Raw genomic sequence first — 1,860 nt, 5'->3', positions numbered from 1 at the left:
CAACTGCTCCTGCGTTGCTAAGCCACATGGATGTGGTGAATGCAGAAAACGCAGGAGCACTTTTCTGCCTACTACACGCCATCCCTGGCGTTATGCGCTCTGAATGCCCTGTCCCGGCTTAAGTGGATAGCCAAATGTTAGAACAACGTATTATTGAGCTTGAGTGTAAGCTGGCTTATCAAGATGATTTGGTCAATGCGTTAAATCAAGTCGTTGCTAAGCAACAGCAACAAATTGATTGTTTAGAAAAAACTTGTACATTGTTAAACGAGCGGTTGGTCAGCGTGATGAATGCGGCTAGCCTGGACCTTACAATAGATAAGCCTGTTTACGAAATCCCACCACATTATTAATGAATAAAATTCCAGTTGGTATTAGTAGTTGTTTATTAGGCCATTATGTTCGTTTTGATGGCGGGCATAAGCGTGACTCGTATATTGTCGGCACATTGTCCGATTATTTTGAGTTTTTCCCCTATTGTCCTGAAGTCGCCATTGGTTTAGGCACTCCAAGGCCTACAATACGATTAGTCAAACAGAACGGCGAGCTGCGTAGCGTAGGAGTGACGAATCCAGATATGGATGTGACGGATAAGCTACGCCAATATGCAAAGCAACAAGCATCTACCCATGTCGATTTATGCGGCTATATCTTAAAAAAAAAGATTCGCCAAGTTGTGGAATGGAGCGTGTTAAAGTTTTTCACGGCGAATTGCCACATCGTAGCGGCGTTGGTATTTATGCCGAAGAAATGATGCGCAATAATCCTCTGTTACCAGTTGAAGAGGAAGGGCGGCTAGGTGACCCGGCGTTACGCGAAAACTTTATTCAACGCGTTTATGTGTTATATCGTTGGAAGCAGTTAATCGCTGAAGGTTTAACACCGCAAACCTTAACCACGTTTCATGCGCGTCATAAGCTAATCATTATGAGTCATGCGGATTATCGTGATTTAGGCCAATTATTAGCGACGGTAAGTAAAAAAAATGTTGAAAGTATTGCGGAACAATACATTACTCAATTGATGGTGATACTAAAGACCATTGCTAAACGTGCAAATCACGTTAATGTTTTGCAACATATTCAAGGTTATCTAAAAAAAGAACTAAGCCCTGATGATAAAGCCGAACTCTGTGAATTAATTGAGCGGTATCGTGATGGTGAAATCCCGTTAATTGTGCCACTGACTTTATTAAAGCATCATTTTCGTAAATACCCTGATGCTTATATTGATGAATCGTATTATATGTCGCCGTATCCGCAGGAATTGCGGTTGATAAATGCGCTTTAAACACGTCCTTGTGTTTGAGTGAGATTACCAGCAGTCTTGTAGGCGTAAGCCGGGATTTATAGGGGCAAAATTTTTGGTTCCAGTACTGTCAAGTGATAATGCTCCACAATCATCATGCTCTTGCGCTTGGCCTGGAATAGGGGTGGCTGTTAATGTAAACGAGAACGGCGTTACCTGAACTAAGTCAATAGTATAGTAAGCTGTTCCGGTTCTTGGGGCGACGTTATACGGTAGCACAGGTGTGGTGTCATCACCGCTAGCGCAAATTCCATCGGCTCCAGGGTCAGTGTAGCAGCCAAACTCGGTATTTTGCCTTTCCATGAAATTAGCTAAGTTTGCTAGCTCTGTTTTTGCGTCAGTTCTGCGTGATTTGCTGACGCTATAATTGTAACTTGGAATAGCAATCGCCGATAAAATACCAATCATTGAAACGGTAACCAACAGTTCTGTTAAGGTAAAACCTTGTTGCGCTTTGTTCATAATCGCTAAGTTTTAGTTTCTAACTAATCGAACAGCAAAGTTGCTTGTGCGTAACGAATAGTTCAGGTAACCATCGTAGAAATCGCCATA

At 42.3% G+C, this 1,860-nt stretch carries 4 protein-coding genes; 3 read left to right on the top strand and 1 reads right to left on the bottom strand.

Translation table 11 applies throughout. The annotated features are described in order from the left end of the window. Nucleotides 1-134 precede the first annotated feature (134 nt). The 3 genes from VZ94_RS21035 to VZ94_RS32595 are packed head-to-tail and all read left to right on the top strand — an operon-like array spanning nt 135 to nt 1,290. Complete coding sequence (locus tag VZ94_RS21035) at nt 135-353, top strand: SlyX family protein (RefSeq protein ID WP_045780746.1); 219 nt, start codon at nt 135-137, stop codon at nt 351-353. After that, a complete protein-coding gene (locus tag VZ94_RS32600) occupies nt 353-754 on the top strand; it encodes a 2-thiouracil desulfurase family protein (protein ID WP_338040571.1) in 402 nt (133 codons plus the stop codon). Before VZ94_RS21035 ends, VZ94_RS32600 begins: the two co-directional genes overlap by 1 nt. Beyond that, nucleotides 712-1,290, top strand: coding sequence for a YbgA family protein (locus tag VZ94_RS32595; protein ID WP_338040570.1), 579 nt, complete (start codon nt 712-714; stop codon nt 1,288-1,290). The genes VZ94_RS32600 and VZ94_RS32595 overlap by 43 nt, the downstream gene beginning before the upstream one ends. A gap of 24 nt (nt 1,291-1,314) precedes the next feature. Here VZ94_RS32595 and VZ94_RS21025 read toward each other — a convergent pair whose 3' ends face one another. After that, entirely contained in the window at nt 1,315-1,770 is a 456-nt protein-coding gene (locus VZ94_RS21025) for a type IV pilin protein (protein ID WP_045780745.1), read from the bottom strand. Nucleotides 1,771-1,860: the final 90 nt, after the last annotated feature.

It is taken from the genome of Methylocucumis oryzae (genome assembly GCF_000963695.1).
Lineage (GTDB): Bacteria > Pseudomonadota > Gammaproteobacteria > Methylococcales > Methylomonadaceae > Methylovulum > Methylovulum oryzae.
Note: the sequence above shows the minus strand (reverse complement) of the source record. Positions and strands in the feature narration are given on the sequence as shown.